Genomic DNA, 25,550 nt, shown 5'->3' with positions numbered 1-25,550 from the left:
GTCATATTCCCGCAACATATTATGGACTCAGTCCAAGATCCCCCAGCATGTTAATTGGATTAAGTCCATCAATGACTCCAGTCCAAGGAAGTTCAAGGCGCAGCCGCATCCCGGGGAGATCAGCGCGGTGCCGGATTCAACCTCCAGCCGGTCCCCCGCCGCTTATCCAGGAGATACGTACCGTGAACCGCCCCCTCTACGCGCGCGTGCCGGCCCTTGCCGCAGCGACTGCCGCCGCTTTGCTGCTCAGCGCCTGCACCCCCGCCTCATCACCCGACGACGCCGGCGCCTTCCACGCCTGCCTTGACGGGTCTTCGCTGCAGTTCACAGGGATCTCCACGGACGCCGGCGAACTGTCCTGCGGCCCGGACGAAGTGCCCGTGTCCTGGCTGGCGGCCGGCCCGGCGGACGATGCGCCGCAGGTGGACGCCACTGCCAAGCCAGCGGGCCCGGAAAGAGGGGAGAAAGGCGAACCGGGAGAAAAAGGTGACGACGGCGCCCCCGGACAGAACAGTCTCACCGGCCCTTCCGGCCCGGCAGGGGCAGCAGGGCTTCCGGGACGGGATGGAAACAGCATCCGCAGCGGTTCCGGACTGCCCGCCGCAGCTCTGGGTATCGACGGTGATTTTTACCTCGATACCGCCAGCTTCGTGGTCTACGGGCCCAAGACCGGCGGGGCGTGGCCGCTCGGCACACAAAGTCTGGTGGGACCACAGGGGCCGATGGGCGCCCAAGGGGCGCCGGGCATCCAGGGGCCTGCAGGCGCCGAAGGATTACAGGGAGTTAAGGGCGACACCGGCGATACCGGACCCATCGGGCCAGCCGGACCACAGGGACCGGCAGGACCGGTCGGGCCGGCAGGACCGCAGGGGCCCCAGGGACCGGCAGGGGCCGGGACGGTCTTCGTCAGTTTCCTGCCCGGCACCATAGATCCCGCAGCTTTCGCCGACGGTGCGGCTTACTTCCCGATCTCCGGCTCGGTGGCTCCCTCCAGCTCGCGAGCCGCTAACGAAATTCGAGTGCCGCGCGCCGGGACCATCACCGAGATGAGAGTCGAGATGACGGAACGGAGCAGCAGCATCGACGTGTACCTCGTCCGTGACGGCCTGTTCCAACCCGCCATGTCCTGCACTACTACCTCCCAATGTGGGCGCACTGGATCGCTGGCCGTGGCGCAGAACCAGAAACTCGTCCTGTGGGTTCGCGGCGTGGGACCCGCCCCCATTGAGAACCTGCGCGTCTCACTGCTCTTCGAGTAGGGCAGCCGGCTCCTAGATAGCCTTGCCGGGGTTCAGGATGCCCATGGGGTCCAGGGCTGCCCGGATGGTGTGCATGACCTCCAGCGAGACGTCCCCCAGCTCCTCCTGCAACCAGTCCCGCTTCAGCAGGCCAATTCCGTGTTCCCCGGTGAGCGTGCCGCCCAGGGACTTGGCCAGGTGGAACATCTCACCCAGCGCCACCTTTGGCGGCCCCTCGGTCACGGAGTCCTCCAGGTCCATCACGATCATCGGGTGCAGGTTGCCGTCCGAGGCATGGGCGATGGTGAAGATCCGCACCCCGGTGCGTTCGGCGATGTCTTCCAGCCCCGCGACGACGTCGGCCAGCTTCCCGCGTGGAACGCCGATGTCCCCGATCGATACCCGGCCGAGCTTTTCCAGGGACGGGATGGCCTCCCGACGTGCCGTTACCAGTGCGGCAGCCTGCTCGTCGTCGACCGCCCGTTCACAGATCCCGAAAGGTGACACGGCGTCCATGACCACGTCCTGTTCCAGGAACGCGCCATGGCCGTCTGTCTGCACCAGCAGGAAGGACGCGCCACGGGAGCGGTAGTCCGTGCCAAGCGCGGCATCGACTGCTTCCAGGGTCTGGCCGTCCATCAGTTCCATCATGGAGGGCTGGATCCGCGCCGCAACCACCGCCGAAGCTGCCCGGGCCGCCTGTTCAACGTTCGGGAAGAAGGCGGCAACCGTGGCGGTCTGCACGGGCAGCGGCCGCAGCCGCAGCGTTGCCTCCACGACGATCCCCAGCGTGCCTTCGGACCCGATCATCAAGGCGTTCAGGTCATAGCCGCTGACCCCTTTGATGGTTTCCCGTCCGGTGCGCAGTTCCCGCCCGTCCGCAAGGATGACGCGCAGGGCCAGGACAGCTTCCCTGGTGACACCGTACTTGGCGCAGCGCATCCCCCCGGCGTTCGTGGCGACGTTCCCGCCGATGGAGCAGATGGCGGTGCTGGCCGGGTCCGGAGCGTAGAACAGCCCGTACTCAGCGGCGGCAGCGTTCAGCTCAGCATTCAGCACCCCGGGCTGGACCACGGCGAGCTGTTCCTCGGGGTCAATGCGCAGGATCCGGTTCATACCGGAAACATCCAGGACGATTTCGCCCTGCCTGGACGAAGAGGCTCCGGCCAATCCGGTTCCGGCTCCGCGGGGAACCACGGGGACGCCGTGCCTGGTCGCCATGCGCAGGACGTCCGCCACTTCCCCGGCGTCCTGGGCGAAGACCACGCCCTCCGGAAGGCTGTCAGCCACGAAGCCGGATCGGTCCGTACTGGCCGTCAGCCGGTCCCCATGATCAACGGAGAACCTGGCTGCCGCGCCCAGCACGGCGGCCGCCCCTTCCGCGACAGGAATGCCGGGAGCGTTCAGGGGCTCGGTGCTCACAGGTTCTCCTTGCATTGGCAACTTACGGGACCATCCAGCCGAGCACCGGCGTGGATTGCAGCCAGATCAGCAGGGTCATCAGGACCAGCAGGCCCAGGGACCAGCCGATCAGTTTGCGCAGCAGGGTGCCCTCCACGCCGTTGAGCCCAACGGCGGCTGCAGCAATGGCCAGGTTCTGCAGCGAGAGCATCTTGCCCAGCACACCGGCGGAGGAGTTCGCCGCTGCCATGAGGGTGGGTGAGAGGCCGGTCTCCTCGGCGGCGGCAACCTGAAGCTGGCCGAAGAGGGAGTTCGACGACGTGTCGGAGCCGGTGAGCGCCACCCCGATCCAGCCGAGCAGAGGCGAGAGCAGTGCGAAGAACCCGCCGGCCGAGGCAAGCGCCACACCCAGGGTGGTGGTCTGGCCGGACAGGTTCATGACGAAGGAGAGTGCGAGCACCGAACACACCGTGACGATGGTCCAGCGCAGGGTCTTCAGGGTCTCCCCGTAGATCCGGACGCCCTTGGCCGGTGCAATGCGGTACAGCAGCATGGTCAGGATCCCGGAGATCAGCAGCAGCGTGCCGGTGGCCTTCAGGTGGTCGAAGCGCAGGTTCTGGGCGCCTACGGGATCGCCGGAAGAATTCACCACGTCCAGGCCGGGCCAGTGGAAGGTCACGCCCCCCACCTGCGTCAGCCATGCCTTGATGGGCGGGATCTGCGCGAGTGAGAAGACCACAATGATGATCAGGTAGGGAGCCACGGAGAGCCAGACGCTGCGTGCCGGCGGGCGCTTGTTATCGCGTTCACCGTCACCACCCCCAGCACCGGTCTCTTCCTGCTTGCCGGCTTCGCCTTCGCCTTCCCCTCTCGATGCTGTTCCCTCCCCGCTTGCAGCGTGGCGGCCGCCTGTCCTATTGGCCGGGACCGTGCCGCTGTCTCCGCCCGTGCGCGTGAGCGTGTCGGTGCCGCCTTCTTCGGCAGCCCGCTCCCCGCTCCGCTCGCTGGCGGCTGCGCCGAGCGCCGCACCGGCGTCGTCGTGCATTGATTCCCCGGACATGCCAATCAGTTCCTTTGGCTGCCAGACCCGCAGCATCAGCAGAACGGCAATGACCGTGGCAACCGCCGCCACCACGTCGGTCAGTTCCACCACGAAGAAGTTGGACGCTACGAACTGCGCGAGCCCAAATACGAATCCGGCCACCAGCGCAACCGGCCAGGTCTGCCGCACACCGCGCTTGCCGTCCACCAGGAAGACCAGGATCAGCGGGACCACCAGTGCGATGAACGGGGTCTGCCGTCCGGTCATGGAGGAGAGCTCATGCAGCGGAATACCGGTGACACCGTTCAGGGCAATGATCGGGGCGGCCATGGCACCGAACGCCACGGGCGCGGTATTGGCCAGCAGCGCCACAATGGCCGACTTCAGCGGTTTCATGCCCGCCGCCATCAGCATGGCCGCTGCAATGGCCACCGGAGCGCCGAACCCGGCCAGCGATTCAAGCAGTGCACCGAAGCAGAACGCGATCAGGATGGACAGGATTCGCAGGTCATCGGAGATTGAGCGGATGGTGCGTCCCAGCACGTCGAACCACGGAGTGGCGACCGTCAGGTTGTAAATCCACAGTGCATTGATGAGGATCCAGAGGATCGGGAAGATGGCGTAGAACGCGCCCAGCGCGGTGGCGGAGAGGGTCTGGTCCAGCGGCATGCCCCAGCCAAAGAGGGCCAGGAGGATGGACAGGACCAGGGAGATGATCCCCGCCTGGTAGGCCTTGAGCCGGAACACACCGAGCATCACGAACAGCAGCAGCAGCGGGAGAGCGGCGAGGATAGCGGAGAGCACCAGCGAGTCGCCGATAGGATCAAGGACCTGTTCGTACTGCGCTGCCGGAATATGCACAAAAACCCCTTTGTTTTTGCTGGGCCGGTTGGATCCGGTCCTGCCCGTTCACAAGTTGGGTTGACCCTAGGCGCGCAGTTCCCGGCGGTCAACGCCCTTGGGCTTCTTTCCCCCGAGATAGCAGAAACTGCACGTTACAGCGCTGAAACGTGCACTTTCTGCCATCTCGGTGAATGGGGCAGGATATGGGCATGGGTTTTGAGGGGTTGCGGACGGCGGTCATTACCGGAGCCGGATCTGGGATTGGGCGGGCGGCCGCCCGGGCGTTTCTGGACGCAGGCTGGCAGGTTGTCCTTGCCGGTCGCCGGGAGGAGGCGCTGCAGGAAACGGCCGACGGCGATCCCCGCGCCCTGGTGGTCCCGGCGGACGTTACGCAGCCCGGCGACGTCGACCGCCTTTTCCGCGAGGCCGCGGAAAGGTTCGGCCGGGTGGATGTGCTGTTCAACAATGCCGGCAGCTTCGGTCCGTCCGGGTCAGTGGACCAGATCAGCCTTGCCGACTGGAATGAGACGGTCGCCGTGAACCTGACCGGCACCATGCTCTGTGCGGCAGCGGCAGTCCGGCAGATGAAGGCGCAGGACCCGCCCGGCGGCAGGATCATCAACAACGGCTCACTCTCCGCAATCGCGCCCCGGCCGCTGGCCGCCGCGTATACGGCGACGAAACACGCCGTTACCGGCCTGACCAAGTCGATCGATCTGGACGGACGGGCTTACGGGATCAGCTGCGCGCAGATCGACATCGGCAACGCAGCCACGGAACTGCTGGCCGGAATCACCACCGGCGGAGCGCTCCAGCCGGACGGCAGCCGGAAAGTGGAGCCGACCTTCCCCGCGGAAGAAGCGGCACGCACTGTGCTGTTCATGGCGGAGCTGCCGGCGTCGGCCAATCCCGGATCAGTGGTGCTGACGGCTGCCGGCATGCCGTTCCTTGGCCGCGGCTGAGTCGTTCCGGCCCCGCCCCTCCGCGGTGAGCAGCGTTCAGCGTGCCGGGGCGGCTTCCTCAATCTCCTCGTCTTCGATGCCCAGGATGTCCAGCTTCCCGCTCTTCCGGTCGGCGAGGTACTTCTTCATTTCCCGCTTGATCACCGGGAGCAGCAGGTACACCCCGAGCAGGTTCACGAAGGCGCAGATGAACAGCGCTGCATCGGTGAAGCTGATGACCTGGCTGAAGGAGAGGATGCAGCCGGCCACGGTGAAGGTCAGGAAGATGACCTTGTAGGTGATTTCACGCTTCCGGCCCCGACCGAAGAGATACTCCCAGGCCTTGAGCCCGTAGTAGGACCACGTGATCAGCGTCGAGTAGGCAAACAGTGCGACGGCGATTGCCAGGATCGCCGGGAACCACGGCAGCACCGTGGCAAACGCGTCGGAGGTGAGGATGACGCCGTCGGGCGCTCCCCCGCCGCCCTGCACCTGGTCGATGCCGGCCTGCAGGCTCGGCGCGCCGGCCATGATGATCGCCAGGGCGGTCATGGTGCAGATCAGGACGGTATCCACGAGCGGCTCGAACATGGCCACAAAACCCTCGCTGACCGGGCGGCGGGTCTTGACGGCGGAGTGCGCAATCGCGGCCGAACCCACACCGGCCTCATTGGAGAAGGAGGCCCGCTGGAAACCGATGATCATGACGCCGAGGATTCCGCCGGCGAAACCTTCAGGACGGAACGCACCTTCAATGATGGCGCCGAATGCAGCAGGAACGTTTTCGAAGTTCGCAGCAATGACCGCACCGCAGGCGAGGATGTAAACCGCAGCCATGGCGGGGACCAGCTTGGACGTGGTGGCGCCGATGGACTTGATGCCGCCCAGGATCACGACGGCGACGAGGACGGCGAGGATAAGCCCGAAGATGAGTGCGGCGCCGTCGGATCCTAGGAAACCCTCTTCCCCACCGGTGGCATTGCGGACCTGCGCGAAGGTCTGGTTGGCCTGGAACATGTTGCCGCCTGCTACGCCGAAGAGCAGGATCGCAACGGCGAAGATCCCTGTCAGCACTTTGGCGGGCAGCGAGCCGAAGCGCTTGAACGCCACGGGAAGGTACTTGAACGGTCCGCCGCTGACCGTGCCGTCTTCATGGACCTGGCGGTATTTGACCCCCAGGGTGCATTCCGCGAATTTCGTGGCCATGCCCAGAAGGCCCGCCAGGATCATCCAGAACGTTGCTCCCGGACCACCGAGTGCCATGGCCGCACCGACGCCGGCAATGTTGCCTAATCCCACTGTGCCGGAAAGGGCTGAGGTGAGGGCCTGGAAATGGGGGACTTCGCCGGGGTCCTGTTTGGTGGAGAACTTGCCCCGAACCACTTCTGCCGACACCTTCAGCCCGCGGAACTGGATGAACCCTAAATAGCAGGTGATGACAATGCCGGCGATGATCAGCCAGGCCACAACTATGGGGAAGCTGAAGTCCCCAATAGTGAGCGGGAAAAAGACGATGTCATTGAACGCCGTGGCAACGGGTTCCATGAGCTCATTGACGGTGCCGTCTATGGTCCCCAAAATTCCAGACTCGGATGCCAGCGGAACACGGGTGTTTGTGGCCATGCGGCACCTCCGGAACTAGTAAGCAAGCTGATTGAACTGCTGTACAGCTTTACTTAAGTCCCGCCTGTAACACAAGTCACACCTTGCCTGATTCTAGGACCGGCCCTTGCGGGTTTCCTTCTCGTTGGCCTTCTGGATGGCATCCACCAGCTCGTCCTTGTTCATCGTCGAGCGGCCGCTGATGTCGAGCTTGGACGCGACGTCGTACAGATGCTCCTTTGACGCATTGGCATCCACTCCCCCGGCCGTCTTGGCATTGGATTTCCGGCCCTGTTCGGCCTTTTTGTCCGACGGCCCGCTGGAATCCTTGGGTTCCCAATGGTCGCCCACCTTCTCATGCGTGCGCTTGAGCGATGCATAGGCCGTCTGCGCTGCCCGCTGCTCGTCGCCATACTCCTCCAGCGCGGAGTCATAGGTCTTCGCGAAAGTGTCCTGCGCCTTCTTATCTGAGCGCTCAAGGGTTGATGGCAGCTCGCTCTTTTTGGCCTTGCCGGTTTTGGTGGTCTTGGGCATTCTTAGTCATCCCCCTCCGGCTGAATGACGGAAGCTTCCGTTTCCTGGGCAACCCTCATCACATCCTGCACTTCGACACTGTCGGTGTCATCGGCCACCGGCTCCGGCTGGCGCCATTCCTCCACGTGGTCCGGGACGGCATTTCGAGTCAGGTTCTGTGTCTCCTGCTTCATTTCCTCATCCATGCGGCGCCCGTGGGTGCTGTTTCCGCGTTCGGCCATGATGCGTTCCTTCCGGTCGGCGACTTACTAAGCGTCCTTACTGTCTACCACCCGGACCGGCCCGCCTCAACCCACAAGCGTCAGCACTCCACAACGTTCACGGCGAGGCCACCCATGGCGGTTTCCTTGTACTTCGAGCTCATGTCCCGGCCGGTTTCGCGCATGGTCACAATGACCTCGTCGAGGGAAACCCGGTGCTCACCGTCGCCCCACAGCGCCATCTTGGCGGCGTTGACCGCTTTGCCGGCGCCGATGGCGTTGCGCTCGATGCACGGCACCTGCACCAGCCCGCCGATGGGATCGCAGGTCAGCCCCAGGTTATGCTCCATCGCGATTTCCGCGGCGTTCTCCACCTGCTCCGGGGAACCGCCCAGGATTTCGGCGAGGCCTGCGGCGGCCATGGACGACGCCGACCCCACCTCGCCCTGGCAGCCCACCTCAGCGCCGGAAATCGAGGCCTGCTCCTTGTAGAGCACCCCGATCGCGCCGGCGGCGAGCAGGAAGCGGACGACGGCGTCGTCCTTCTGTTCCGGGGTGGCAGTGTCCATGCCGGGGCCGTAGTGCGTTGCGTAGAAGAGCACGGCGGGGATGATTCCGGCAGCGCCGTTGGTCGGTGCGGTGACAACGCGGCCGCCGGACGCGTTTTCCTCGTTGACGGCCAGCGCCACCAGGTTCACCCACTCCTGCCAGAAGCGAGGGTCACGGTTAGGGTCTTCTTCGCGCAGCCGCGTATGCCACTGGGGTGCCCGACGCCGGACCTTGAGTCCTCCCGGCAGCAGGCCGGAACGGGCGATCGCGGAATCCTTGCACTGGTCCATCACGTCGCGGATGTGCAGCAGCCCGGCTCGAACCTCCTCTTCGGACCGGGACACCAGCTCGTTCGCCAGCATCACCTGGCTGATGGAGAGTCCGTTGGCAGTGCAGTGTTCCAGCAGCTGAACGGCGGTGCGGAAGGGATACGGCAGTGCCTGTTTGGAGGCTTCGAGTTCGACGGCGGCAGTCTCCTCCTCGCCGTCGCGCACGATGAACCCGCCACCCACGCTGAAGAACGTGGCTTCATGGAGCACCTCGCCGTCGGCGCCGCTGACGGCGAACCGGATGCCGTTGGTGTGGCGGGGCAGGACCGTGAGCGGATGCAGCACCATGTCCTCGATCCCGTATTCAAGGACCACGCCGACGCCGCTGGAAGCCTCAAGCTCGCTGCCCAGCTGGATCTTGCCGCTCGCTTCGATCTCCGCGAGCCGTTCCTCCATCTGCTCCGGGAGGATTTCCTCCGGCGCAAAGCCTTCCAGCCCGAGGAGGACGGCAGGAAAGGTGCCGTGCCCGCGGCCGGTCGCCGCGAGGGACCCGTAAAGATCCACGCGGAGACCGGCCACGGAGGCAAGGACACCGGCGTCGGCGAGCTCCGAGGCGAAGGCCGCGCCTGCCCTCATCGGCCCCACGGTGTGGGAACTCGAGGGGCCGATGCCCACGGTGAAGAGGTCGAAAACGCCTACAGCCATGCGGTGTCCTTTGGTTCGCGCCGATCAGGCGCGGGCGGGTGCTCCGGCCAGGTCGGCGACCTGCGGGTAGAGCGGGTGGGCCGCGGCCAGGGTGTGGACGCGGTCCCTGAGTGCACTGAGATCCTCGCCGTTCCCGGCGATGAGGGCCAGTGCGATGATGTCCGCGACTTCACGGAACGCTTTCTCGTCAAAGCCGCGGGTGGCCAGCGCCGGAGTGCCGATCCGAAGACCCGAGGTAACCATCGGCGGCCGCGGATCGAACGGTACGGCGTTGCGGTTGACCGTGATGTCGATCTGCGCGAGGCGGTCCTCGGCCTGCTGGCCGTCCAGTTCAGCGTTGCGCAGGTCCACCAGGACCAGGTGCACGTCAGTGCCCCCGGAAACCACGGAAATGCCCTTGGCCGCGACGTCATCGGAGAGCAGCCGTTCGGCCAGGATCCGTGAACCGGCCAGGGTGCGTTCCTGGCGTTCGCGGAACTCGGGGGTGCCGGCGATCTTCAGTGCGGTCGCCTTGCCGGCAATCACGTGCTCCAGCGGCCCACCCTGCTGGCCCGGGAAGACGGCGGAGTTGATCTTCTTGGCAATGTCCGCGTCGTTGGAGAGGATGATGCCGCCGCGCGGACCGGCAAGGGTCTTGTGCGTCGTGGAGGTAACCACGTGGGCGTGCGGAACCGGGCTGGGGTGCAGTCCGGCCGCGACGAGTCCGGCGAAGTGCGCCATGTCCACCATGAGGTAGGCACCCACCTCGTCCGCGATGGCGCGGAATGCCTCAAAGTCCAGCTGGCGGGCGTACGCGGACCAGCCGGCGACAATCAGTTTCGGCTTGTGCTCACGGGCCAGCCGCGCGACGTCGTCCACGTTCACGGTGTGGGTGGTTTCGTCCACACCGTAGGGAACGATGTTGTACAGCCGGCCGGAGAAGTTGATCTTCATTCCGTGGGTCAGGTGGCCGCCGTCGGCCAGGGAAAGCCCCAGCACGGTGTCACCCGGACGGATCAGCGCGTGCATCACCGAGGCGTTGGCCTGCGCACCGGAGTGCGGCTGGACATTGGCGAAACCTGCGCCAAAGAGTTCCTTGGCCCGGTCGATTGCCAGCTGCTCAATGACGTCCACGTATTCGCAGCCGCCGTAGTAGCGGCGCCCGGGGTAGCCCTCGGCGTACTTGTTGGTGAGCACGGATCCCTGGGCTTCCATGATCGACACCGCAGTGTGGTTCTCGGAGGCGATCATCTCCAGCCCCTCCTGCTGGCGGCGACGCTCGTTGTCGATCTGCTCGGCAACCTCGGGATCGATCTCCGCGAGGTGGGAGTTCAGGAAATCGGTCACAGCTCGCCGCCGTTCTTCTCCGCGTACTCTGCGGCGCTCAGCAGCGCACCCTCCTCCGTGACCTCAACGGTGAACAGCCAGCCGGCGCCGTAGGGGTCTTCGTTCAGGATGGCCGGGTTGTCCACGGCTTCCTGGTTGATCTCCACGATGGTGCCGGAAACCGGAGCGTACAGGTCCGAAACGGACTTGGTGGATTCGACTTCGCCGCAGGTCTCGCCTGCAGTGACGGTGTCGCCGACGGCGGGAAGGTCGACGTAGACGACGTCGCCCAGGGCGTCAGCGGCAACGGCGGAGATGCCAACCTTTACGGGGCTGGATGCGTCCACCCACTCGTGTTCGGCGGAGTAGCGGAGGGACGGATCAACTTTGCTCATTGGGATGTGCCTTTCGGAAGCATGGAGTTGTTGGTTCGAGTCTAGGTGGGGCGGCGTTGACGGGACGTTTCGCCGCCCCTTAGCGTTCCAGATCCCGCCCTCCTCCTCGCAAGCTCGGAGAGGGGCCCTGGATCTTTCACTGTCTCGCTCGTTCCTCGCTCGGCGATGCGGGGCTACACGAAAAGCCCCGCCACCGCCGGGTCCGGTCCAACCTCGGTGTCATTTCGGTAAGAGCTACTTGTCGCGCTTGTAGAAGGGGAGAGAGACGACTTCGAAGGGTTCGGGCTTGCCTCGGAGGTCGACGTCGAGGGTGGTGCCGGGTTCGGCGTAGGTGGCGTCGACATAGGCCAGGGCGATTGGGTAACCGAGGGTTGGGCTCGGAGCGCCGGAGGTGACTTCACCGATGGTCTCGCCGTCCTTCAGGACCGGGTAGTGGGAACGGGCCGAACGGCGGCCGGAACCCTTGAGGCCAACGAGTTTGCGTGCAGGTCCCTGCTCCTTTTTGGCGGCGAGGGCTTCGCGGCCCACAAAGTCGCCGTCCTTGGACAGAGCGACGACGCCGCCCAGGCCGGCAGCGTACGGATCCACCCCAAGGGAGAGCTCGTTGCCGTAGAGCGGCATACCGGCTTCCAGGCGCAGCGAGTCACGGCAGGCAAGGCCCGCCGGAACGAGTCCGCGGCCTTCCCCGGCGGCAAGAAGCGCCTGCCACAGGGCAGTGGCGTCGTCATTCGGGACGTAGATCTCGAAACCGTCTTCGCCGGTGTAGCCGGTGCGGGCCACCAGCAGCCTGTGCGAGCTGCCCCCCACGGTCAGCTCAACAGGCGCGGCGGCGTAGTACTTCATTCCAGTGACCGCGTCCCGGAAATCGGCAGGCACCAGATCCAGCAGGATGGCCTCGGCTTCAGGGCCCTGGACCGCAACGAGGGAAGTCTCGGCCGTCTTGTCCTGCACCGCGACGTCGAAACCTTCGGCGCGGACAGCCAGCTCAGCGGCGACGACGGCGGCGTTGCCCGCGTTGGGGACCACGAGGTAGGACTCTTCGCCCAGGCGGTAGCTGATCAGGTCGTCGATGATTCCGCCGTCAGCGTTCGTGATCAGCGAGTATTTGGCGCGGCCCACGGCCACGGCGGAGAGCTTGCCCGTCAGCGCGTAGTCCAGGAACGCGGCAGCGTCCGGTCCGGCGACTTCGACTTCGCCCATGTGGGAGAGGTCGAAGAGTCCCGCGGCCTTGCGGACTGCGTGGTGCTCGGCCAGTTCAGAGCTGTATTTCAGGGGCATCTGCCAGCCGCCGAAGTCAGTGAAGGAGGCACCCAGGCGTTTGTGCTCTTCGTAAAGCGCGGTGTACTGCTCAGTCATAGCGGCGATCCCCTTAGTTCTCGAAGTCTTCGATCGGCGGGCAGGAGCACACCAGATTGCGGTCCCCCGCTGCGCCGTCAATGCGGCCCACCGGCGGGAAGTACTTGTCCATGCGCAGGGTCTTCAGCGGGAAGGCGGCCTGCTCGCGCGGGTAGGGGCGGCTCCACTCGTTGCCGGCCACCACGGTCGCGGTATGCGGGGCGTGGCGCAGGGGGCTTTCCTCTACCGGGAAATCACCGGCAGCAACCTGGTCGATCTCGCCGCGAATGGCGATCATCGCGTCGATGAACCGGTCAATCTCGCCCTGGTCCTCGGACTCGGTGGGCTCCACCATAAGGGTGCCTGCCACCGGGAAGGACAGGGTGGGTGCGTGGAAGCCGTAGTCCACCAGGCGCTTGGCCACGTCCTCGGCGGTGACGCCGGTCTTCGCTGTGAGCTCGCGCAGGTCCAGGATGCACTCATGCGCCACCAGGCCTCCCTTGCCGGTGTACAGCACCGGGAAGTAGTCGTTCAGGCGGGCTGCCACATAGTTGGCGGCCAGCAGGGCGCTCTTGGTGGCCGCGGTGAGGCCTTCGCCGCCCATCAGGCGGACGTAGGCCCAGGAGATGGGCAGGACGCCGGCTGAACCGAAGCGGGAGGCGGAAATCGGGATGTCGTCCCCGCCGTCCCAGGCTGCGGCGTTGCCGGGCATAAACGGTGCCAGGTGCGCCTTCGCTGCAACCGGACCGACGCCGGGGCCGCCGCCGCCGTGCGGGATGCAGAAGGTCTTGTGCAGGTTCAGGTGGGAGACGTCGCCGCCGAACTCGCCGGGCTGGGCGAGGCCAACCAGGGCGTTGAGGTTCGCGCCGTCGATGTAGACCTGGCCGCCTGCCTCGTGCACCGCTTCGCAGACGTCGCGGACGTCGTCGTCGTACACACCGTGCGTGGAGGGGTAGGTGATCATGATCGCGGCGAGGTTTTCGCGGTGCGCGTCGATCTTGGCGCGCAGGTCCGCGTGGTCGATCGCGCCGTCTCCGGCGGTTCCGACGACTACAACCTTCATGCCGGCCAGCACGGCCGAGGCGGCGTTGGTGCCGTGCGCAGAAGCGGGGATCAGGCAGATGTTGCGCTGCTCGTCGCCGCGGGAGTGGTGGTAGCCGCGGATGGCGAGCAGGCCGGCCAGCTCACCCTGGGATCCGGCGTTGGGCTGGATGGACACCTGGTCGTACCCGGTGATCGTGGCCAGCTGGGCTTCGAGGTCCGCGATCAGTTCGCGCCAGCCCTCGGTCTGGGAATCCGGGGCGAAGGGGTGGATTGAGGCGAACTCCGGCCAGGTCATGGCCTGCATTTCAGCGGTGGCGTTGAGCTTCATGGTGCACGAGCCCAGCGGGATCATGGTGCGGTCCAGCGCCAGGTCGCGGTCCGAGAGGCGGCGCAGGTAGCGCAGCATCTGGGTTTCAGAGCGGTAGGAGGAGAACACCGGGTGGGTCATGTAGTCCGAGGTGCGCAGCAGTTCAGCCGGCAGCCCGAACCCGGCTGCCTCAGCAGCCTCAGCGCCAAAAGCGGCCGCGACGTCGGCAATTACCGCATCCGTGGTGGTCTCGTCTGCGGAAACACCCACGGTGTCCGCGTCGATCAGCCGCAGGTTGATGCCCTTGGCTTCAGCGGCAGCCACGACCTCGGCGGCACGGCCGGGAACCCGGGCGGTGACGGTGTCGAAGAAGGTGTCCGAAGCCAGTTCGATTCCGGCGTTCGTGAGCGCGGTGGCCAGGGCACGGGCGTGGCCGTTGGCACGCAGGGCAATAGCCTTCAGTCCTTCAGGACCGTGGTACACGGCGTACATGGAGGCCACGATCGCCAGCAGTGCCTGCGCGGTGCAGATGTTGGACGTCGCCTTCTCGCGGCGGATGTGCTGCTCGCGGGTCTGCAGCGCGAGGCGGTAGGCAGGCGTGCCGGCGGAGTCCTTGGAGACGCCAACCAGACGGCCGGGCAGCGAGCGCTCCAGGCCCTTGCGCACCGCCATGTAGGCAGCGTGCGGTCCGCCGAAGAACAGGGGAACACCAAAGCGCTGAACGGAGCCGACGGCGATGTCAGCGCCCTGTTCTCCCGGAGGGGTCAGCAGGGTGAGGGCCAGGAGGTCAGCTGCGACGGTGACCAGCGCACCGCGCTCCTTGGCATCGGCAATGATGCCGGAGAAGTCCCGGACGGCGCCGGAAACGCCGGGCTGCTGGAGCACGACGCCGGTGAGCTCGCCGTCGGGCAGCCCGGCAGCAAGGTCCACAACCTCGACGTCGAAGCCCAGGGCCTTGGCCCGGCCGCGGACGATCGCAATGGTCTGCGGCAGCGCGTCGGCGTCGAGAACTATCTTGCCTTCGGACTTGGCCTTGTTGGAGCGGCGCATCAGCAGGACGGCCTCGGCGACGGCCGTTGCTTCATCCAACAGGGAGGCATTGGCCACCGGCAGTGCGGTGAGGTCCTGGACCATGGTCTGGAAGTTCAGCAGCGCTTCGAGCCGGCCCTGGGAGATTTCGGGCTGGTACGGGGTGTAGGCGGTGTACCAGGCGGGGTCTTCAACGACGTTGCGCAGGATCACCGGCGGGGTGTGGGTGTCGAAATAGCCCTGCCCGATCATCTGCACGGCCGTCTTGTTCTTCGCGGCGATGCGACGAAGCTCGGCCAGGGTTTCCTGCTCGGTCCGGGCCGCGGAGAGCACCAGGGGGGCGTCCTGGCGGATGGCCGCGGGAACGGCGCTGTCCACCAGGTTCTCGAGGCTGTCGTAGCCGACGGCCTTGAGCATGGCATCGGTTTCAGTGGCGCCTGCGCCGATATGGCGGTCTACAAAGGCGGCGGTGGACGGGACTGCTGTCATGGGAGGCTCCAAGGGGCGGGCGAGGGTACGCCGAATGCGACGGGCTTCCTCCCCGCTCTGTATTGGACCTGAGAGATTCCGCGGGTGTGATCCGCTTGCACCGTCGGTGAGGAACCGGCATGCCGGTCCTGCTTTCCAGAGTTGCCTCGCCATGGCGGTACAGGGGCCTGAGAGATTCCCGGGGAGGGTTTGCTCCTACGGCGCCCGCATCGCAGTGCTGCCTGCATTGGTGCGCGGGACTCTCCCGCCACGGCTGGTAAAGGCGTATTCAATTGTGGCTGCACCCTGACTTTAGCCCGCCGGACAGCGCCCATCAAGGTATGACTTTGGCCGCATGTCCTGCCCGGAACGGCGCTGGAAGGCCCGGAGGGCCGGACGGCCAAATTGACATGCCCCAAAGCACTGCCGAAACTGAATTGGTCGGCGAATCCGCCACCTCTCATGAGGCTTCATTGAATATCTGTGCATATTGGTGCCAGCCGCGTGTCGTGGTTGCGGTGCGCCGGCTCGGCGCCAACGAGAAAGAACTCCATGCCAGGTAGCTCCACCCCCGCTTCAGCCACGGACCATTCAGCTGCGGTTTCCAGCTCCAAAGACCCGGGCCTTGCGCGTTCGATGTCCAGCCGCCACATCCAGCTCCTCGCCATTGGCGGAGCTATTGGCACCGGCCTGTTCATGGGTTCGGGCAAGACCATCTCCGTGGCGGGCCCTTCGGTCATCTTCGTCTACATGATCATCGGCTTCATGCTGTATTTCGTGATGCGGGCGATGGGCGAACTGCTCCTCTCCAACCTGCGCTACAAGTCCTTCAGCGACTTCGCCGCGGACCTGCTGGGCCCCTGGGCCGGGTTCTTCACCGGCTGGACCTACTGGTTCTGCTGGGTGGTTACCGGCATAGCGGACGTGGTGGCAATCGCGCACTACGTGAGGTTCTGGTGGGGCGGGATACCGCTCTGGATTCCGGCGCTGGCCTGCATTGTGCTGCTGGTAGCCCTCAACCTGCCCACGGTGAAGGCCTTCGGCGAGACTGAATTCTGGTTCGCCCTGATCAAGATCGTCGCCATCCTGACGCTGATCGTGGTGGGCCTGGTCATGATCCTCACCGGCTTTGATTCCGGCGCCGGCTCCACCGCCGGGTTCGGGAACCTGTGGGAAAACGGCGGTTTCTTCCCCACCGGTCCCATGGGCTTCGTGGCGGGCTTCCAGATTGCCGTTTTCGCGTTCGTCGGCATCGAGCTGGTCGGCACCGCAGCCGCGGAGACCAAGGACCCGGAGAAAAACCTGCCCAAAGCAATCAACTCCATTCCGCTGCGCATCATGCTCTTCTACGTAGGCGCGCTGGTGGTGCTGATGTCCGTGATTCCCTGGACCGAATTCAATGCCGAGGAAAGCCCGTTCGTGGGCATGTTTGCCTTGGCAGGGCTGGGAACTGCTGCCGCCGTCGTCAATTTTGTGGTGCTGACCTCCGCCGCTTCCTCCGCCAACTCCGGCATCTACTCCACCTCTCGGATGGTCTTTGGGCTGGCTCACGACGGCGATGCGCCCAAGGCGCTCGGCCGCCTGTCCAGCCGGCAGGTACCCCGCAACGCCCTGTTCTTCTCCTGCACCTTCCTGCTGGCGGGTGTGGTGCTGCTGTACGCCGGCGACTCGGTCAGCGCGGCCTTCACCCTGGTGACCACCATTTCCGCGCTCTGCTTTATGTTCGTGTGGACCATCATCCTGTTCAGCTACCTGACCTACCGCCGCCGGCGGCCCCAGCTGCATGCTGAGTCGAAGTTCAAGCTGCCCGGCGGCCGGGTCATGGTCTATGTGGTGCTGGCCTTCTTCGTGTTCATCGTCTGGGCGCTGACCACGCAGCCGGACACGCTCACCGCACTGCTGGTCACGCCTATCTGGTTTGCCCTGCTGGGCGGGGCCTACGCCCTGCTGCGCCGCACGCCGCTGCACCAGGCCCGGGTAGCGGAGTACAAGGCGATGGCGGACGCCGAGCGGGAGGCCGTGAAACAGCTCAGCCGCGCGTGAACTTGAGGTAGCGGCGGGCCGAATCCTGGACGATCCGGTCCGCCCCGCGGGGCAGGATGTAATCCCACCAGGCTCCGTACAGCCGCTCGTAGGACAGCGGTGCCAGCAGTTCGGCCGCTGCTTCCACCACGTCCGGCCGTTCCGGGATCAGGTTGGGATAGCTGTACATAAAGGCAACGTGGCTGAAGTCCGGGATCACCTGGATGATGTCGCCGCTGAACAGTGCCCCGAGCCCGTCCGGGTCGTCCTCCCAGTGCATCACCGTGCCGCCCGGGAAGTGGATCCCGGGACGGTAGAGGACCAGCCCCTCGGCCAGTTCCATGCGGTCGCCGTCCCAGAATTCCAAGGCGGGGTCGCTGCGTCCCACCCATTCCCGGTCCTGGCTGTGCAGGTAGACGGGCACGCCGAATTCCCTGGCCCAGTCCACCATGGTGGCGTAGTAGTGCGGATGGCTGATGGCAATCGCGGTGAGGCCGCCTTCGGCGTTGACGAGGTCCACCAGTTCTTCATCCAGGTAGGGCACGCAGTCCCAGAGGACGTTCCCGTCCGCGGCCTTGACCAGGAGCGCCCGCTGTCCGATTGCGAACTTCGGTTCGCAGCCGATCCCCAGCACACCCGGCCCCTGAGGATGGACACTGGCCCGACGGGCGCCGGACCGCAGCCGGGACAGTGAAGTCCAGGCCTGCCCGGACAACGGGACATATTGCCGCTCATCCAGGCACACCGGACAGTCCGCGCGGGTTTCCCCGTACTGGGTTCCGCACGTAACGCAGATCGGATAGTCGTTCGGAGGCAGTGCCTCCCGGTAATGCTGCACCATGGTCATATACCCGTCCGTCACCAGGAAAGGCCGAAGTGCGGTTTAGGCTACCGCGCTTCGCTCCCTGGGCAACACCGTGTCGGGAAGATCAGCTGCGCCGTCCGGGTAACGATTTGGCAACCTCAGTAGACGACGGTGCCGGTGGATCCCACTGTGCTGCCCAGTTTGGCTGGACGGCCACTCACTTCCAGTGCGATTCCTGCGGTGTGCAGGGGGACTTCCAGCGCTCGGCTCAGGTTCGCCAGCACGTCGGTGCGGACCAGCCGCAGCGCTTCCTGAATATCTGCGCGCTCGTTCAGGGTCAAGCGCAGGGCCAGGTCCGGGGACTCAGCAGTACCGCGCAGCAGCGCGGTACTGGACACGACTCCCGGCAGGGACGCGGCGTCGTCTTCAATCGCGGCTGCCAGCACTTCCGGGTCGCACCGGGTGATCCCGCGGGCGGCATCCTCGTGGAGCCGGTAGCTCGAAGCGGACCGCCGCCGCGGCACCTCCGCCAGGATCCACCACAGCCCCAGCAGCCCCAGGACCAGCCCGCCAATCAGCACGGCTCCTGCCGGAACGGTGTCCAGGATGCCGGATCCGCTGGTCAGGACGGGCTCGTCCGCACCGGCCAGGTTTCCGTTGGTGATCTGGTCCATGAGTCCGGAGGAGAAGAGAATAGAGGCCGTCCCGGCTGCGAGCAGGACAATCCCTAGAATGATCAGCCAGGTCCGGTTCATGGCTCCTGCATGGTGTCTCATGCTGTGTCCTTCCCGGTACGCCGGGTCAGTCCCGTTGGTGGATGGTGACCCGGACCCGCGGAACGGGATCCAGGCCTGATGCTTCCAGCCGAGAGTGCACCCCGTCGCCAACCCACCGCTCCAGGTCCCGGGTGTCATGCAGCGCCGTCGTGACCGAGACCCGCACGTCGCGGTCCGTGGCCGTGGCGGAGGCAGACGAGACGCCGTCGATGTGTTCGCAGGTTGCGGCCGCCAGCTGGGCGACCGCCCGGCGGGACATGACCGCTGAGGGTCCGTTGGCTGTTGCTCGTTCTGCTGCGGGGTCCCCGGCAGCAGGCACCCGGACGGGCAGGTCATGGAAGCGGCCGGGAACTATGCCGGCCAGCAGCAGCACCAGGCCGGCGACGGCGAGCGCGATTCCCAGCGCCCACACACCGGGACTGTTCCAGGCCGAATCGGCCAGCCATTGCACCGGAGCCGTGAGCGCTTCCGGCCACATTCCCGAAGTCAGCCGGACCAGTGCCGCCACAACGGCGGCGACGCCCAGCGCCAGGAGCACGACGGCGCAGATGGTCGCCGGAACGGAGCGGCTGGGCCGCTGGCGCAGCGCCACCGGCGGCGACTCGGCGCTCACAACAGGTTCCTGCGTGAAGAGGAAGCCGGGCGGGGCCGCAGCCAGGCCACTGTAATGTCCACCTGCCGCACCTGCACACCCGTCAGCTCAGTCACCCGGCCGGCGATCCGCTCGCGCAGCTCGTGCGTGGCCGCGCGCAGGGGAACCGGATAGGGCAGCCCAACCCTCACGCGGAGGCTGGCAATGTTCCCTGCCAGCTCCACCGATGCTTCAGGCCGGGCCGAAAAATCCGCCCGGGCACCGATTCCCAGGAAACCTCCCGAGGAACCCCCGGCTTCCGTTTCATCACGTGCCACCTGGCTGGCTATCTTTTCCAGGACCTTCCGGGCCATCGAGGTGCTGCCCCGGTCTTCAACGGCAAGCCGGGGTCGGCGCGCTGTTCCCATCTGCATCGTGGTCATCGGCTTGCGGCACGGCCAAACAGACCGGCCATGTCCAGTTTGCCGTCAGCCACCAACCCCACCAGCAGTCCCACCAGGCCGAAGAGTATGGTCACGAGGAACGCGAACCACCCCCCGAACGCCAGCACAATGCCCAAAACCAAACCAACTACCAGGCACCATCTTGTTGCATTCATCGGTGCTCTCCTTAGGACGTATTAGTACGTTATGGAAATGGACCCGGCACAGCGCCGGGCCTGCGCTACTCCAGCCGTCCGGACTGTTTCTTCTGCGACTGGCTGTCGTCCTCGCTGTCCTCGTCGGGAAGGTGGACGTCAGTGACGTTCACGTTGACCTCCAGGACTTCCAGTCCGGTGGCGTTCTCCACGGAGCGGATCACGTTGGTGCGGATGGCCTGGCTGACCTCCACAATCGAGTAGCCGTAGTCCACGATCACGCTCACATCGACCGCTGCCTGCCGCTCGCCTTTCTCCACGCTCACGCCGTTGCCGTAATTCGTCTGGGATCCGGGTATGCGTTCGGTGACAGCGCTGAACGCGCGTCGGGCGGCATTTCCCATGGCGTAGACGCCCGGGACTTCACGGGTGGCTATGCCTGCGAGCTTCTGCACCACGCTTTCTTCGATGGTGGTGTCTCCGCGGGGAGTATGCAGCGGCCCCGACGGCCGGTGCTGCGAAAGGCCGCTCTCACTTTCAGCGCTTTCCCCGGTGGTGGTTCCCGGTGATGCAGTGGATTGTCCGGGGATTTTGGAGGATTCTGCCATGGCACTCATCTCCTGAAGAGGGGGATCCCGGAGGGGGATCGCCGTACCTTCCATTAAGGGCGCCCGGGGGCGGGAACGTCACGCCCTGCCGAACTTTTCGCCGGTGCAGACCCGGAATTGCGGACCCGTCCGCGGCCCCGCCCGGCTCCGGGCCCCTCCCCTGCCCTTGCTGTCTCCAACAGTGGGCCATAATATTCACGATACGGAAATAAGTTTTCATTTGCGTTCGAAGGCCTGCTCACGCCGTGAGCAGACACCGGGGTACAGCTGCGCCATCCTGCGGCTTTACACCCCACCCTTCGGCCCGTACGTTCAGGGCACGCTGCATTCGACGACGCGGTCCGGCACTGACCAGACCGGTAAGCGAGGGAGAAACCATGGCCATTGAAGTAACCGATCCGAACCCGGCCGAGGGCGCCGGAACCATCCTGACCCCAGAGGCGCTGGCGTTCATCGAAGATCTGCACCACCGTTTCGCACCCACCCGCAATGACCTGCTGGCTGCCCGCACTGCCCGGAGGGAGGCCATCGCGGCCGGGGAATCCCTGGACTTCCTGCCGGACACGGCCGAAATCCGTGAAGGCAACTGGCAGGTTGCCCCGGCCCCGCCGGCCCTGCAGGACCGCCGCGTGGAAATGACCGGACCGGCGTCCCCCGCGAAGATGGCGATCAACGCCCTGAACTCCGGCGCAAAGGTGTGGCTGGCCGACCTGGAGGATGCGTCCACCCCCACCTGGCACAACGTGGTGGACGCCGAATACAACCTCTACCGTGCCGCCCGCGGAGACCTGTCCTTCACCTCCCCGGACGGCAAGGAGTACGCACTGCGCACCGACGCACCCCTCGCCGTCGTCGTGATGCGGCCGCGTGGCTGGCACCTTCCGGAAAAGCACGTGCTGATCGACGGCGAACCCGCGGTGGGCGCCCTGGTGGACTTTGGCCTGCACTTCTTCCACAACGCAAGGCAGCTGCTGGAAAACGGCCAGGGCCCCTACTACTACCTGCCCAAGATGGAGAGCCATCTGGAGGCCCGGCTCTGGAACGACGTGTTTGTCTTCGCCCAGGACTACGTGGGCGTTCCACAGGGCTCGGTCCGTGCAACCGTGCTCATCGAGACCATTCCTGCCGCGTTCGAGATGGAGGAAATCCTCTATGAGCTGCGCGACCATGCCTCCGGCCTCAACGCCGGGCGCTGGGACTACCTCTTCAGCATGATCAAGGTATTCCGCGACTCCGGCAAGGATTTCCTGTTGCCCGACCGTGCCGACGTCGCCATGACCGCGCCGTTCATGCGCGCCTACACCGAGCTGCTGGTCAAGACCTGCCACCGCCGCGGCGCCTTTGCCATGGGCGGGATGGCAGCCTTCATCCCCAACCGCCGGGAGCCGGAGGTCACCGCCAAGGCCTTTGAAAAGGTGACTGCGGATAAGTCCCGGGAAGCCAACGACGGGTTTGACGGCTCCTGGGTCGCACACCCGGACATGGTTCAGACGTGCCGGGAAGTTTTCGACTCCGTGCTTGGGGATAAGCCCAACCAGGTGGACAAGCTGCGCGAAGACGTCAGCGTCACGGCCGGGGACCTGCTGGACGTCACCACGGCGGAGGGCGCGATCACCGAGGCGGGGCTGCGCTCCAACCTCTACGTTGCGGTGGCGTACACCGCCGTCTGGCTTTCAGGCAACGGAGCGGTGGCGATCCACAACCTGATGGAGGATGCGGCCACGGCCGAGATCTCCCGGTCCCAGGTCTGGCAGCAGGTCCGCAACGGGGTGACCCTTGAGGACACCGGAGAGACGGTCACCGAAGACCTGGTCAAGCGTCTCCTGGCCGAGGAAACCGAGCGCCTGCGCTCGGAGGTGGATGAGGAGAAGTTCAACCGCTACTACGCCCCGGCCAGTGAATTGATCGGCCGGATCAGCCTGGCCGAGGACTATCCGGACTTCCTGACCCTGCCTGCGTACGAGCTGGTGGACTAGGTTCGTCCGCCGCTTTTACGTTTTCCGTCTAGTCGAAGTGGATTACCTGGCGGATGGCCTGCCCGTCCGCCAGGGTGTCCATTGCTTCGTTGATGTCCTCCAGGGCGACCTCGGAGGAAACCAGCTCCTCGACGGGCAGCTTCCCCTGCCGCCACAGCTCCGCATAGACGGGGATGTCGCGGGACGGAACGGCGGAGCCAAGGTAGCTGCCGATGATGGTCCGGGCCTCCGCTGTAAGGGTCAGCGGCGTTATTTCGGAGCGCTGGTCCGGGGCAGGGAGCCCAACCGTGACTGTTGTGCCGCCCGGGGCCGTGAGGCTCACGGCAGTCTCGAAGGCACGGGGATGGCCTGCGGCCTCCACGGTGAGCGCGGCGCGGATTCCCCCAGCGGCTGCTTCCTCCGGGGAGTACACGGCGTCCGCACCCAGTTCCAGGGCGCGCTTCAGTTTTCCCGGCAGCGCGTCGATGCCGATGACGCTGTGCACGCCGGCTGCCCTGGCGGCCAGCAGCGCCGCCATTCCTACGCCGCCCAGCCCTACCACGGCGACGTCGTCATCCGGGCCGGGGCGGACAGCGTTCAGCACTGCTCCAGCACCGGTGAGCACGGCGCAGCCGAGCAGGGCGGCCACGGCAGGCGGAACATCATCATCGACGGCAACGACGGACCGGTAGTTGACGACCGCGTGGGTTGCGAAGGCAGACACGCCCAGATGGTGCAGCACGGGTTCGCCACCCCGGCTGAGCCGGATTCCCCCGCCCAGCAGGGTGCCTGCATTGTTTGCTGCGCTGCCGGGAGTGCAGGGCATCTTGCCGTTGGTGCGGCAAGCGGCGCATTCCCCGCAGCGCGGCAGGAAGGCCATCACCACCCGCTGGCCAGGACGCAGGCCTGGAACGTCCCGGCCCACTTCCTCGACCCGCCCGGCGGCCTCGTGGCCCAGCAGCATGGGCAGCGGACGGGCCCTGCTGCCGTTCACTACGGAGAGGTCCGAATGGCACACCCCGGCCGCCTCGATGCGGACCAGCACCTCCCCGGGACCGGGCGGATCCAGTTCGAGTTCGGTCACGCTCAGCGGCCGGCTGCCGCCGTAGGGACGTTCCGCCCCGGTGCGTTCCAGAATGGCTCCCCGTATGGTGCGGCTGCTCATGATTCCCCTTTGAACCGGCGGTCCGCGCCGTTACCGGCGCGTGTTGGGTCCCATTCCAGCACGGCCCGGTCCGGCTGCCAAAGAGGCACCCGGCGACGCGGCGCGCAGTTCTGTGACGCCAGATCATGTTTCCGGCCCGTTTCATTTGGCAAGATGTGATCCATGAGCCAACAGAGCAGGACTTTCCCCGCGCTGACCGGCAAGGATGCCTCCGCACTGAACCGGGCACTCTCGTCCGGTGACGTCACGGTGTTCGTTGACGGTACGGCACTTCGGCTGCCCCCGGCAGCCCGGGATGCGGTTCTTGACCTGCTCGGCCGGCTCGCCGCGGGACAGCCCGTGACCGTCTCTGCCGCGGCGGAGACGAACACCCCCGGCGATTCCCCGGCGCATAATCCGCTGCTCACTACCTCCCAGGCCGCTGCGGCGGCCGGGATCTCCCATACGTACCTGCGCAACCTGACCGATGCCGGCGTCATCCCCGTTGAATACCGGGGCACGCACCGCCGGATCAGGATGTCCGACGTCGAGGCCTGGCTTCAGTCCCAGCGCGAACAGCGCGCTGCGAAGGCGGCAGCTCAGGACGGGGACGGCACTTCAGGGGGGACTGATACCTAGGAGCACCGCCGTCGTGCGGCTCCGCACACCTGCTCGCTAGCACTTGGTTCCACTCGTACTTTCTATCTGTTGACCGGAGCAAAACGTGATTATCGGTATCCCCAAAGAAATCAAGAACAACGAATACCGGGTGGCTATTACGGCCTCCGGCGTCCACGAACTGACTACCCGTGGGCACACTGTCCTGGTCGAGGCCGGCGCAGGTGCCGGATCGAATATTACCGATGAGGAATATTCGACCGCCGGTGCGGAAATGACCGCCGCAGCCTCAGATGTCTGGAAGCGCGCGGACATGATCCTGAAGGTGAAGGAGCCCATCGCATCGGAGTACCAGTACTTCCGGCCCGGGCTGATCCTCTTCACCTACCTGCATCTGGCGGCCACGGAGGAACTCACCCGCGCGCTGCTGGAATCCGGCGTCACCGCGATCGCCTATGAAACTGTCCAGGAAGGCCGGGCGCTGCCGCTGCTGGCTCCCATGTCCGAGGTTGCCGGACGACTGGCTGTCCAGGTGGGCGCCCAGTGCATGATGGCGCCGGCCGGCGGCCCCGGGCTGCTGCTCGGCGGTGTTCCCGGGGTGCGGCCGGCCAAGGTTGTGGTGCTGGGTGCCGGAGTCGCCGGGACCAACGCCGTGGCTGTTGCCGTAGGCGCCCACGCGGACGTCACGGTGCTGGACATCAACATCAACCGGCTGCGCGAACTTGATGCGCTCTACGCCGGGCGCATCAAGACCGTGGCCTCCAACGCGTTCGAGATTGAGCGCGCGTTGCTGGACGCGGACCTGGTTATCGGCTCCGTACTGGTTCCCGGCGCCCGGGCACCGAAGCTGGTGACCAATGACATGGTGGCGCGGATGAAGCCGGGTTCCGTGCTGGTGGATATCGCCGTGGACCAGGGCGGCTGCTTCGAGGACAGCCGTCCCACCACGCATGAGGACCCCACCTTCCGTGTGCACGGCTCCCTGTTCTACTGCGTGGCGAACATGCCCGGCGCTGTCCCGAACACCTCCACCTACGCCCTCACCAATGTCACGCTGCCCTACGCCGCGGCACTGGCGGATAAGGGAGTGCGTGAGGCCTTCGAGGATTCCCCGGCACTGGCCCGGGGCCTGAACATCGCCAACGGTGCCGTTGCGCACCACTCGGTGTCCGACGCGCACGGCCTTGCCTTGACTGAGGGCTGGAAGGAACTGGTCGCTCCATAATTCGCCCGGAGCACTAAAAGG

General features: G+C 65.9%; 23 protein-coding genes and 1 riboswitch. Of the genes, 6 read left to right on the top strand and 17 right to left on the bottom strand.

Translation table 11 applies throughout. The features are described from left to right. Nucleotides 1-182 precede the first annotated feature (182 nt). Nucleotides 183-1,259: a collagen-like domain-containing protein gene (locus ABFX29_RS05000; protein WP_246167381.1), complete on the top strand. Its 1,077-nt coding sequence runs from the start codon at nucleotides 183-185 to the stop codon at nucleotides 1,257-1,259. A 12-nt stretch (nucleotides 1,260-1,271) separates the two neighbouring features. Here the strand turns inward: ABFX29_RS05000 and ABFX29_RS04995 are convergent, their stop codons facing one another. Next, a complete protein-coding gene (locus ABFX29_RS04995) occupies nucleotides 1,272-2,675 on the bottom strand; it encodes an FAD-binding oxidoreductase (RefSeq protein ID WP_152225384.1) in 1,404 nt (467 codons plus the stop codon). Between the two features lie 7 nt (nucleotides 2,676-2,682). Further along, nucleotides 2,683-4,542 (bottom strand): L-lactate permease, encoded by a 1,860-nt coding sequence (locus ABFX29_RS04990; protein WP_246167207.1) that lies wholly within the window; start codon nucleotides 4,540-4,542, stop codon nucleotides 2,683-2,685. A 191-nt stretch (nucleotides 4,543-4,733) separates the two neighbouring features. Here ABFX29_RS04990 and ABFX29_RS04985 point away from each other — a divergent pair, with 191 nt between their 5' ends. Beyond that, entirely contained in the window at nucleotides 4,734-5,486 is a 753-nt protein-coding gene (locus ABFX29_RS04985) for an SDR family oxidoreductase (RefSeq protein ID WP_246167205.1), read from the top strand. A 36-nt stretch (nucleotides 5,487-5,522) separates the two neighbouring features. On the opposite strand, the gene ABFX29_RS04980 is transcribed toward ABFX29_RS04985, so the two are convergent. From ABFX29_RS04980 to gcvP, 8 genes are all read right to left on the bottom strand, one after another. Continuing rightward, entirely contained in the window at nucleotides 5,523-7,088 is a 1,566-nt protein-coding gene (locus ABFX29_RS04980) for an alanine/glycine:cation symporter family protein (protein WP_152225381.1), read from the bottom strand. 93 nt (nucleotides 7,089-7,181) lie between these two features. Continuing rightward, entirely contained in the window at nucleotides 7,182-7,601 is a 420-nt protein-coding gene (locus ABFX29_RS04975; protein WP_152225379.1) for a ChaB family protein, read from the bottom strand. A gap of 2 nt (nucleotides 7,602-7,603) precedes the next feature. Further along, nucleotides 7,604-7,822, bottom strand: a complete 219-nt coding sequence (locus ABFX29_RS04970) for a hypothetical protein (protein ID WP_152225377.1) — start codon at nucleotides 7,820-7,822, stop codon at nucleotides 7,604-7,606. Between the two features lie 80 nt (nucleotides 7,823-7,902). Beyond that, on the bottom strand, nucleotides 7,903-9,324 hold the full coding sequence (locus ABFX29_RS04965; protein WP_152225375.1) for an L-serine ammonia-lyase: 1,422 nt from the start codon (nucleotides 9,322-9,324) through the stop codon (nucleotides 7,903-7,905). A gap of 24 nt (nucleotides 9,325-9,348) precedes the next feature. Continuing rightward, nucleotides 9,349-10,650, bottom strand: a complete 1,302-nt coding sequence (gene glyA / locus ABFX29_RS04960; RefSeq protein ID WP_152225373.1) for a serine hydroxymethyltransferase — start codon at nucleotides 10,648-10,650, stop codon at nucleotides 9,349-9,351. Then, on the bottom strand, nucleotides 10,647-11,024 hold the full coding sequence (gene gcvH / locus ABFX29_RS04955; RefSeq protein WP_152225371.1) for a glycine cleavage system protein GcvH: 378 nt from the start codon (nucleotides 11,022-11,024) through the stop codon (nucleotides 10,647-10,649). The genes glyA and gcvH overlap by 4 nt, the downstream gene beginning before the upstream one ends. Nucleotides 11,025-11,258: 234 nt before the next feature. After that, nucleotides 11,259-12,380 (bottom strand): glycine cleavage system aminomethyltransferase GcvT, encoded by a 1,122-nt coding sequence (gene gcvT, locus ABFX29_RS04950; RefSeq protein ID WP_152225369.1) that lies wholly within the window; start codon nucleotides 12,378-12,380, stop codon nucleotides 11,259-11,261. A gap of 13 nt (nucleotides 12,381-12,393) precedes the next feature. Continuing rightward, nucleotides 12,394-15,228, bottom strand: coding sequence for an aminomethyl-transferring glycine dehydrogenase (gene gcvP, locus ABFX29_RS04945; protein ID WP_152225367.1), 2,835 nt, complete (start codon nucleotides 15,226-15,228; stop codon nucleotides 12,394-12,396). 145 nt (nucleotides 15,229-15,373) lie between these two features. Further along, a riboswitch (glycine riboswitch) is annotated at nucleotides 15,374-15,485 on the bottom strand. 274 nt (nucleotides 15,486-15,759) lie between these two features. Here gcvP and cycA point away from each other — a divergent pair. Beyond that, entirely contained in the window at nucleotides 15,760-17,250 is a 1,491-nt protein-coding gene (gene cycA / locus ABFX29_RS04940) for a D-serine/D-alanine/glycine transporter (RefSeq protein ID WP_152225365.1), read from the top strand. Here the strand turns inward: cycA and ABFX29_RS04935 are convergent. The 6 genes from ABFX29_RS04935 to ABFX29_RS04910 form a co-directional block, all read right to left on the bottom strand. Further along, complete coding sequence (locus ABFX29_RS04935; RefSeq protein WP_246167203.1) at nucleotides 17,237-18,076, bottom strand: MBL fold metallo-hydrolase; 840 nt, start codon at nucleotides 18,074-18,076, stop codon at nucleotides 17,237-17,239. The two genes, cycA and ABFX29_RS04935, sit on opposite strands and share 14 nt — an antisense overlap. 116 nt (nucleotides 18,077-18,192) lie before the next feature. Continuing rightward, nucleotides 18,193-18,810, bottom strand: coding sequence for an alkaline shock response membrane anchor protein AmaP (locus ABFX29_RS04930; RefSeq protein ID WP_152225363.1), 618 nt, complete (start codon nucleotides 18,808-18,810; stop codon nucleotides 18,193-18,195). Nucleotides 18,811-18,835: 25 nt separating this feature from the next. Then, nucleotides 18,836-19,423: a DUF6286 domain-containing protein gene (locus tag ABFX29_RS04925; protein WP_152225361.1), complete on the bottom strand. Its 588-nt coding sequence runs from the start codon at nucleotides 19,421-19,423 to the stop codon at nucleotides 18,836-18,838. After that, the gene (locus tag ABFX29_RS04920) at nucleotides 19,420-19,824 is read right to left on the bottom strand and encodes an Asp23/Gls24 family envelope stress response protein (RefSeq protein ID WP_152225359.1); all 405 of its coding nucleotides are present in this window, start codon (nucleotides 19,822-19,824) and stop codon (nucleotides 19,420-19,422) included. The genes ABFX29_RS04925 and ABFX29_RS04920 overlap by 4 nt, the downstream gene beginning before the upstream one ends. After that, the gene (locus tag ABFX29_RS04915) at nucleotides 19,821-20,000 is read right to left on the bottom strand and encodes a hypothetical protein (RefSeq protein ID WP_152225358.1); all 180 of its coding nucleotides are present in this window, start codon (nucleotides 19,998-20,000) and stop codon (nucleotides 19,821-19,823) included. Before ABFX29_RS04915 ends, ABFX29_RS04920 begins: the two co-directional genes overlap by 4 nt. A 65-nt stretch (nucleotides 20,001-20,065) precedes the next feature. Beyond that, nucleotides 20,066-20,587, bottom strand: a complete 522-nt coding sequence (locus ABFX29_RS04910) for an Asp23/Gls24 family envelope stress response protein (protein ID WP_152225356.1) — start codon at nucleotides 20,585-20,587, stop codon at nucleotides 20,066-20,068. A 377-nt stretch (nucleotides 20,588-20,964) separates the two neighbouring features. Between ABFX29_RS04910 and aceB the strand changes: the two genes are divergently transcribed. Next, complete coding sequence (gene aceB, locus ABFX29_RS04905) at nucleotides 20,965-22,563, top strand: malate synthase A (RefSeq protein ID WP_152225354.1); 1,599 nt, start codon at nucleotides 20,965-20,967, stop codon at nucleotides 22,561-22,563. Between the two features lie 28 nt (nucleotides 22,564-22,591). On the opposite strand, the gene ABFX29_RS04900 is transcribed toward aceB, so the two are convergent. After that, on the bottom strand, nucleotides 22,592-23,707 hold the full coding sequence (locus tag ABFX29_RS04900) for an alcohol dehydrogenase catalytic domain-containing protein (protein WP_152225353.1): 1,116 nt from the start codon (nucleotides 23,705-23,707) through the stop codon (nucleotides 22,592-22,594). Between the two features lie 162 nt (nucleotides 23,708-23,869). Here ABFX29_RS04900 and ABFX29_RS04895 point away from each other — a divergent pair, with 162 nt between their 5' ends. Continuing rightward, complete coding sequence (locus ABFX29_RS04895) at nucleotides 23,870-24,325, top strand: helix-turn-helix domain-containing protein (protein WP_152225350.1); 456 nt, start codon at nucleotides 23,870-23,872, stop codon at nucleotides 24,323-24,325. A gap of 85 nt (nucleotides 24,326-24,410) precedes the next feature. Further along, nucleotides 24,411-25,529, top strand: a complete 1,119-nt coding sequence (gene ald / locus ABFX29_RS04890; RefSeq protein ID WP_152225348.1) for an alanine dehydrogenase — start codon at nucleotides 24,411-24,413, stop codon at nucleotides 25,527-25,529. The last annotated feature ends 21 nt before the right edge of the window (nucleotides 25,530-25,550 follow it).

Origin of the sequence: Arthrobacter gandavensis (assembly GCF_039528575.1) — a bacterium.
Lineage (GTDB): Bacteria > Actinomycetota > Actinomycetes > Actinomycetales > Micrococcaceae > Arthrobacter_B > Arthrobacter_B citreus_B.
Note: the sequence above shows the minus strand (reverse complement) of the source record. Positions and strands in the feature narration are given on the sequence as shown.

What these genes read in the sequence shown, in the direction of transcription:
- gcvH (WP_152225371.1), bottom strand. Translation starts at nt 11,024, where the DNA reads ATGAGCAAAGTTGATCCGTCCCTCCGCTACTCCGCCGAACACGAGTGG.
- gcvP (WP_152225367.1), bottom strand. Translation starts at nt 15,228, where the DNA reads ATGACAGCAGTCCCGTCCACCGCCGCCTTTGTAGACCGCCATATCGGC.
- ABFX29_RS04910 (WP_152225356.1), bottom strand. Translation starts at nt 20,587, where the DNA reads ATGGCAGAATCCTCCAAAATCCCCGGACAATCCACTGCATCACCGGGA.
- ABFX29_RS04915 (WP_152225358.1), bottom strand. Translation starts at nt 20,000, where the DNA reads ATGAATGCAACAAGATGGTGCCTGGTAGTTGGTTTGGTTTTGGGCATT.
- gcvT (WP_152225369.1), bottom strand. Translation starts at nt 12,380, where the DNA reads ATGACTGAGCAGTACACCGCGCTTTACGAAGAGCACAAACGCCTGGGT.
- ABFX29_RS04995 (WP_152225384.1), bottom strand. Translation starts at nt 2,675, where the DNA reads ATGCAAGGAGAACCTGTGAGCACCGAGCCCCTGAACGCTCCCGGCATT.
- ABFX29_RS04900 (WP_152225353.1), bottom strand. Translation starts at nt 23,707, where the DNA reads ATGAGCAGCCGCACCATACGGGGAGCCATTCTGGAACGCACCGGGGCG.
- aceB (WP_152225354.1), top strand. Translation starts at nt 20,965, where the DNA reads ATGGCCATTGAAGTAACCGATCCGAACCCGGCCGAGGGCGCCGGAACC.
- cycA (WP_152225365.1), top strand. Translation starts at nt 15,760, where the DNA reads ATGCCAGGTAGCTCCACCCCCGCTTCAGCCACGGACCATTCAGCTGCG.
- ABFX29_RS04935 (WP_246167203.1), bottom strand. Translation starts at nt 18,076, where the DNA reads ATGACCATGGTGCAGCATTACCGGGAGGCACTGCCTCCGAACGACTAT.
- ABFX29_RS04895 (WP_152225350.1), top strand. Translation starts at nt 23,870, where the DNA reads ATGAGCCAACAGAGCAGGACTTTCCCCGCGCTGACCGGCAAGGATGCC.
- ABFX29_RS04930 (WP_152225363.1), bottom strand. Translation starts at nt 18,810, where the DNA reads ATGAGACACCATGCAGGAGCCATGAACCGGACCTGGCTGATCATTCTA.
- ABFX29_RS04980 (WP_152225381.1), bottom strand. Translation starts at nt 7,088, where the DNA reads ATGGCCACAAACACCCGTGTTCCGCTGGCATCCGAGTCTGGAATTTTG.
- ABFX29_RS04985 (WP_246167205.1), top strand. Translation starts at nt 4,734, where the DNA reads ATGGGTTTTGAGGGGTTGCGGACGGCGGTCATTACCGGAGCCGGATCT.
- ABFX29_RS04965 (WP_152225375.1), bottom strand. Translation starts at nt 9,324, where the DNA reads ATGGCTGTAGGCGTTTTCGACCTCTTCACCGTGGGCATCGGCCCCTCG.
- ABFX29_RS04970 (WP_152225377.1), bottom strand. Translation starts at nt 7,822, where the DNA reads ATGGCCGAACGCGGAAACAGCACCCACGGGCGCCGCATGGATGAGGAA.
- ABFX29_RS04975 (WP_152225379.1), bottom strand. Translation starts at nt 7,601, where the DNA reads ATGCCCAAGACCACCAAAACCGGCAAGGCCAAAAAGAGCGAGCTGCCA.
- ABFX29_RS04920 (WP_152225359.1), bottom strand. Translation starts at nt 19,824, where the DNA reads ATGACCACGATGCAGATGGGAACAGCGCGCCGACCCCGGCTTGCCGTT.